The sequence below is a fragment of the Prevotella sp. CAG:255 genome (assembly GCF_000431195.1).
Classification (GTDB): Bacteria; Bacteroidota; Bacteroidia; order Bacteroidales; family Bacteroidaceae; genus Prevotella; species Prevotella rara.
The window spans coordinates 69884-77076 of the sequence record NZ_HF986818.1; the positions used below are offsets into that span (position 1 = coordinate 69884).

The 7193-nt window shown below is 50.5% G+C and carries 5 protein-coding genes; all 5 read left to right on the top strand.

The window, feature by feature from the left end; genetic code table 11:
* The first annotated feature begins 203 nt into the window (after positions 1-203).
* Positions 204-896 carry a queuosine precursor transporter gene (locus QVO66_RS08390; RefSeq protein WP_021855022.1) on the top strand — a complete coding sequence of 231 codons (693 nt, stop codon included), beginning with the start codon at positions 204-206 and terminating at the stop codon, positions 894-896.
* Complete coding sequence (queF, locus tag QVO66_RS08395) at positions 893-1369, top strand: preQ(1) synthase (RefSeq protein ID WP_021855023.1); 477 nt, start codon at positions 893-895, stop codon at positions 1367-1369. Before QVO66_RS08390 ends, queF begins: the two co-directional genes overlap by 4 nt.
* 51 nt (positions 1370-1420) lie before the next feature.
* Positions 1421-3646 (top strand): patatin-like phospholipase family protein, encoded by a 2226-nt coding sequence (locus tag QVO66_RS08400; RefSeq protein ID WP_021855024.1) that lies wholly within the window; start codon positions 1421-1423, stop codon positions 3644-3646.
* Positions 3647-4722: 1076 nt separating this feature from the next.
* Complete coding sequence (locus QVO66_RS08405; RefSeq protein WP_021855025.1) at positions 4723-6504, top strand: pyruvate carboxylase subunit B; 1782 nt, start codon at positions 4723-4725, stop codon at positions 6502-6504.
* A 410-nt stretch (positions 6505-6914) separates the two neighbouring features.
* On the top strand, positions 6915-7193 hold a 279-nt coding region (locus tag QVO66_RS08410; protein WP_288172749.1), incomplete at its 3' end, for an HDIG domain-containing metalloprotein.

Below are 7193 nucleotides of genomic sequence, written 5' to 3' on the forward strand. Positions count from 1 at the left end.
ATTCCTTTTACGTTTTCTTTGTTTATTTCCAAATATCTCCGGCCTTTTACGGCCTGTATAAATAACATAAATGCAAAGTTATCAATTAATCGGTATCGGGCAAATAATTACAGGCGTAATCTTATCTTATTGAGTTTTTTTATTAATTTTGCAGCCGCAATTTATTTACAGAGTGCTTGGTAAACCTCTTAAAAAACAAGGAAATGAAAACAGATAAGCAACAAGTAAGTGTGCTGTTCATGCTTTTCAGCATACTTTTCTGCGTCTGCCTGATAACGGCAAACGTGTTAGAGACAAAGCAGATTTCAATCGGACCGGTGAACATCACCGGCGGATTGCTCGTGTTTCCGGTGTCTTACATTATCAACGACTGCGTGTGTGAGGTGTGGGGATTCCGCAAGGCAAGGCTCCTTATATGGGCAGGTTTCGCCATGAACTTCATCTTCGTGCTGTTCGGAGCGCTGGCCGACGCCATTCCGGGCGCGCCTTACTGGCACAACGACGAGGGCTTCCATGCCGTGTTCGGCCTTGCCCCGCGCATTGCCGCCGCCTCGTTTGTGGCCTTCCTTGCCGGCTCGTTCATCAACGCCTACGTGATGAGCCGCATGAAGATATCGTCCAACGGCAAGCATTTCTCTCTGCGCGCCGTGGTGAGCACAGTGTTCGGCGAAAGTGCCGACTCGCTGATCTTCTTCCCGCTTGCGCTGTCGGGCGTGGTGCCTGCCGGCGAGATGCTGTCGCTCATAGTGTCGCAGGTGGTGCTGAAGACGCTCTACGAAATCATTGTGCTGCCCGTAACGATACGTGTAGTGAAGAAGACCAAGGAGCATGAGGGCACCGACGTGTATGACAACGGAATAAACTATAACGTTTGGAAAATATTTAATCTACAATGATGACTGAAGACAACAGAAAAGACGAGGGACTGAAGGCCCTCGGCGCAAAGACCGCCTACAGAATGGACTATGCACCTGAGGTGCTCGAGACGTTTGAGAACAAGCATCCGGGCAACGACTACTGGGTGCAGTTCAACTGCCCTGAGTTCACATCGCTGTGCCCCATCACGGGTCAGCCCGACTTTGCCGAGATACGCATAAGCTATATCCCCGGCGAGCGCATGGTTGAGAGCAAGAGTCTGAAGCTGTATCTGTTCAGCTTCCGCAACCACGGCGACTTCCACGAAGACTGCGTGAACATAATAATGAAGGACCTCATCAGGCTGATGAGCCCTAAATATATAGAGGTGACGGGATACTTCACTCCGCGCGGAGGCATAAGCATATATCCCTATGCCAACTACGGACAGCCCGGCACTAAATACGAGAAGATGGCCGAGCACCGCTTCATTAACCACAACATGGGACGCTGACCTTAAGCCGCGACACATGCCATAAGGCCGCCCTGCAAACCAGACGACATCATGAAAAGTAAACTCCGCCTGCTAGCTGTCATACTGACGGCATTACTTTTTGTTCCGGCTGATGCCGAAGAAGTGCAAGACTCGTGCCGCAGCCGCGTGGCAGTGGTGCTCAGCGGCGGCGGCGCAAAGGGCATGGCCCACATAGGCGTGCTGCGCGTGCTGGAGCGTGCGGGCATACCTGTAGACATTATCACGGGTACGTCGATGGGCGCCCTGATCGGCGGCTTGTATTCAATAGGCTACGACGCTGCCACACTCGACTCGCTCGTAAAGGTGCAGGACTGGAAGACACTGCTGTCTGACAAGGTGGACGTGAGCAACCAGAGCCTGGCCGAAAGAGAGAAGCAGAACACCTATCTGCTGTCGCGCCCGCTGAGCATAGCCCGCAAGGCACGCAACGCCGCAGGCGGACTGATAAGCGGCACCAACCTGTCGCAGCTCTTCACACGCCTCACCGTAGGCTATCACGACTCAATCAGCTTTGCCGACCTGCCCATACCGTTTGCCTGTGTGGCAACAAACATCGTGGACAACACCGAATACGACATGTACGGCGGACACCTCTCGACAGCCATGCGGGCAAGCATGGCCATACCGGGCGTGTTCACCCCGGTGCGCAAAGACTCGATGGTGCTCGTAGACGGAGGCCTGCGCAACAACTATCCGGCCGACATAGCCAAGCGCATGGGGGCGGATATAATAATAGGTGTGTCGGTGCAGAGCGACAACCGCACGGCGGCAGAGCTGCAAAGCGGCCCCGCCATACTGATGCAGATCGTGGACATCAATTGCAAGAACAAGTTTGACGAAAACTGGGCTATGACCGACATTCCTATCAAGGTGAACGTAAAGGGCTACTCTTCGGCAAGCTTTACGCGGGCAGCCATCGACACGCTGATAGCACGCGGCGAAGAGGCTGCCATGCAGCAGTGGGAAAAGATTGTGGCACTGCAGCAGCGCCTTGCCTCAGAAGGCTACATCCACGCGGCACGTGCCTCGCGCCCAGTGCCGACAAGTTCGGAACTTACGTTCAAGATAGACTCAGTATGCTTCGACCGCATTGTGGCTTCCGACCGCAACTATATCATGTCGAAATACAGGCTCAACAAAGGCGACAGCGTTTCGGTGAAACGCATCGAGGAGGCTATCACTGCCCTCGGCGTAAACTTTCTATACACCAACCCGGGCTATACGCTCAACAAGAGCGGCAAAGGATACGTGCTGAGAATATCGGCAGACGACAAGCGCACAAGCAGGGTAAACCTCGGAGTGAGATTCGACACAGAGGAGATGGTGGCCCTGCAGGCCAATGTGTCTCACCAGATAAAGGCCCGCATACCTGTGATAATGGAGCTTACGGGCCGCCTGGGCAAGCGAATGATGGCCAGGCTCGACGCACAGATCAATCCGCTGCACTACGGAAAGATAGGCCTCTCGTATGTATTCAGGCACGACGACACAAACATCTATGAGGGCGGCAAGCGCGACTACAACTTCACTTACAACCAGCACTCTGTCAACCTGCAGCTGCTAAGCTTCAACATACGCAACTTCTCGGTAGACGTAAACGTTAAAATGGACTTCTACGACTTTCACGACATGCTGTCGGGTCCGTCGTCTGAATATGAGACTCTCGACAATGTCCACTTCTACAGCTACATCTTCAGGATGAACTACAACTCGGAAGACCGCTGGTTCTTCACCACGCGCGGCGCACGCTTCAACGCAGGATACGGCTACTACACAGACAACTTCATCAGCCACGGAGATGAACCCGGACTGAGCGTGGCCGACTTCATGTGGCGCATGTCGTTCCCGCTCAACAGCCGTTTCGTGCTGCAGCCCATGGTAAGCGGACGCTTCCTTATCGGCAACGACATTCCGCTAATCATGCGCAACTCCATAGGCGGCATGCATCCCGGAATGTATCTCGAGCAGCAGCAGCCCTTCGCTGGCATCGGCCACATAGAGTTTGTTGACAACATGCTGCTCACGGCACAGCTCATGGCGCAGCAGCGCATCATGGACAACAACTATATCATAGGCCGCCTGTCGTTCGGACAGCGTGGCGACAAGCTGCGCAACCTCTTCGAGAAAGGACCGATGACGGGATGCGAGATAGCATATTACTACAACAGCATGTTCGGCCCGATAGGCGCGTCGCTCGGATACTCAAGCCGCACGGAGGAGCCTTACTTCTACGTAAACCTTGGCTTCCAGTTCTGACAAGACGGGACTGCATGGGAAAACCGGTTTAACCTAAATCAGTCATTGTAATTCGGTCGCTATTCTTGCTTTATATTGAGCGGATTTCCGTCAGTTTCTTGCAGGCACTTTTATAGCTCATAATTAATAATTCATAATTAACAGACACCGCAAGACACGGAAATACACAAAACAAAAGGCATGCTTCTGCAACATGAAACATGCCTTTTTGCATGCCAATACATGGTCTTTCGCATGATAAAACATAGCCTTTCACATTTTAATTCGCGGCCGTTTACACACCGAAGCGCCGCATTATGCAATTAAACAGGCATGCTTTCGTACAGACAGGACAACAAAGATAAAATCACAAAGTTTTTTCTTAAAAACTCATCACTCATCACAAAGCGGCACAACCCGCTGTGTGACAGCACATTACAGTGTGACGAGTTGCCAGCGAAACTCATCACGCCCGAAGGCCGCAGGGCACGATGTGATGAGTTGGTCCGTAAACTCATCACACCTCAACACTCTGTAAGTCAACACTTTACATGGCAATGTGACGAGTGATGAGTTTCTAAAGAAAACTTTTTTGCTTATTCTCCTCCCTGCCCTTTCCTAAATATGATTGACTTCAAAGAGCCCTTTTCCAGATTAAAGTCGACTCCGGCTACCCCAAAAAAACGGTCATCAGAATTATGGTTAAACATCACCACCGCATCCAATCTCCCCGACTAAAGCTACAAAACTGCAAGCCAAGGAAGACAAATACAGGCAAAGCGGGCTGTATCAGTTTGTAAAATTAATTTCCACAGGCACGTTAAGGTTTGTTAGTTACAAATAGAAACTTGTCTATTTGCTATCCTACAAGTGAATTTTAGACACTTTATCATGTATTTTGCTATATGTATTTAGCAAATCAGCACAAAAAATATGATAAAATGTTCATAAGACTATAAAAAACAAATAAATATTCGTCTCAGACCATATTATTTTGTCATAAAAACTTTTAGATTTAGAAAAAATACCTATTTTTGCATAAATGAACATGTGTGCCGGACAAAATCAGGCCACACACAATAAAAGATCTAATAATAATGAAAAAGAAAATCCAATTCAGTCTCGTTTATCGCGACATGTGGCAGTCTTCAGGTAAGTTCCAGCCACGTAAGGACCAGTTGGAGCGCGTTGCTCCGGCAATCATCGATATGGGATGTTTCTCCCGCGTTGAAACCAACGGAGGAGCCTTCGAGCAAGTTAACCTGCTCGCCGGCGAGAATCCTAATGAGGCAGTGAGGGCATTCTGTAAACCGTTTAATGAAGTTGGCATTAAGACACACATGCTCGACAGAGGACTCAATGCCCTACGCATGTATCCCGTGCCCGACGACGTTCGCAGACTCATGTATAAGGTTAAGCACGCCCAGGGCGTTGACATCCCCCGCATATTCTGCGGTCTTAACGATGTCCGCAACATAATCCCCAGCATTAAATGGGCGCTTGAGGCCGGCATGACTCCTCAGGCTACTCTTTGTATAACAACATCACCAATCCATACAGTAGAATATTACAGCAACATCGCCGACCAGGTGATAGCTGCCGGTGCTACCGAGATCTGTCTTAAGGATATGGCCGGTATAGGTCAGCCGGCTATGCTCGGCAAGCTTACAAAGGCTATTAAGGACAAGCATCCAGACGTCATCATACAGTATCACGGCCACTCAGGACCGGGCCTCTCAATGGCTTCTATCCTCGAAGTGTGCAACAATGGTGCCGACGTTATCGATACAGCCATCGAGCCGCTGTCATGGGGTAAGGTTCATCCGGACATCATCTCTGTTCAGAGCATGCTGAAGAACGAAGGCTTCGAGGTTGCCGACATCGACATGAACGCATACATGCGCGCCCGCACCCTCACACAGGAGTTTATCGACGACTGGCTGGGCTACTTCATCAACCCGGGCAACAAGCACATGAGCTCACTGCTCCTCGGATGCGGTCTGCCGGGCGGTATGATGGGAAGTATGATGGCCGACCTCGCCGGAATACACCGTTCAATCAACTCTACACTGAAGAGCAAGGGACAGCCGGAACTCACAACAGACGAGATGCTGGTGAAACTGTTCGACGAAGTGGCATATGTATGGCCGCGCGTAGGTTATCCACCACTCGTAACTCCGTTCTCACAATATGTCAAGAACATCGCACTGCTCAACCTGCTCACCATGGCACAGGGCAAGGGCCGCTTCGTAATGATGGACGACTCTATGTGGGGAATGATTCTCGGCAAGAGCGGAAAGATACCTGGAACAATAGACCAGGAGCTCGTAGAGCTGGCTGAGAAGCAGGGACGTCAGTTTACTGATGCTGACCCGCACACACTTATACCTGACGCTCTCGAAGGCTTCAAGAAGGAGATGCAGGACAACAACTGGGACTTCGGACAGGACGACGAGGAACTGTTCGAGCTGGCTATGCACCCGGAACAGTATCGCGACTACAAGAGCGGAATGGCAAAGAAGCGTATGCTGGCCGACCTGCAGAAGGCAAAGGATGCGAAACTCGGCGCAAAACTCACACCGGAAGAAGTGTCAGCATTCAAGCACGCAAAGGCAGACGCCATCGTGTCTCCATTCAAGGGACAGGTGTTCTTCGACTTCGAAGGCAGCAGCGAGTGCGTTCCTTGCCTTGAGCCGTACATCGGACAGCACTACAAGGAAGGCGAAACATTCTGCTACATACAGACACCATGGGGCCAGTTTGAACCGGTACCGGCTGCACTCGGAGGCAAGCTGGTTGAAATAGCTGCACGCCAGGGTTCAAGAGTCAACCGCGGTGATGTGATTGCATATATTGAAAGAGACTGGATCAATTCTTAATCCGAACATATTCCCGGGCCGACGGAACAGCCCTACGCCCGGGATGCCATAGCTAATTGTTGCCATACGGCCGGCTTGCCAATATTGACGAACCGGCTTATGGCAACAATATCATAAATGAAACCACTGTATGCCGGCCGTTTTTAGCCCGAACCGGGCGTTAGAATTCAGCCGTTTTTTTGCTTTATATTGGGCTGATTTTCGTTTGATCTATCGCAGGCATGGATGGCTATGCGAAGAAAAGACACGCGAAAAGACAACCATAGAAAACAAAAAGCCGGATGAAAGCATGAATAAACAAAACAGATAAAACCATATGCCGACTGACAATCGAGCCGGGTTTAAGCTTTATTAAATATATACATAAAGAAAAACGGACGTGCATCCAAACAATTAATCCTACTTAAAAAATGAACTGGAGACAAATTATCGACAAGTATTATTCTGACAATGCAGAGCTGAAAGACATCCTTCTGCGCCACAGCAGCGCCGTAGCCCGCAAGGCTCTCGACATAGCAGAAAGGCATCCCGAACTGAATCTTGACCTCAACTTCATTGAGGAGGCCGCCATGCTGCATGACATAGGAGTGATAAAGACCGACGCGCCCGACATAAAATGCTACGGTCATGAGCCCTACATACGCCACGGAGTGCTCGGAGCCGAGATGCTCAGGGCCGAAGGAATGCCG

Bases quoted from the DNA above. Each gene is read 5' to 3' on its own strand.
- QVO66_RS08400 (WP_021855024.1), top strand. From the start codon at position 1,421: ATGAAAAGTAAACTCCGCCTGCTAGCTGTCATACTGACGGCATTACTT.
- QVO66_RS08390 (WP_021855022.1), top strand. From the start codon at position 204: ATGAAAACAGATAAGCAACAAGTAAGTGTGCTGTTCATGCTTTTCAGC.
- queF (WP_021855023.1), top strand. From the start codon at position 893: ATGATGACTGAAGACAACAGAAAAGACGAGGGACTGAAGGCCCTCGGC.
- QVO66_RS08405 (WP_021855025.1), top strand. From the start codon at position 4,723: ATGAAAAAGAAAATCCAATTCAGTCTCGTTTATCGCGACATGTGGCAG.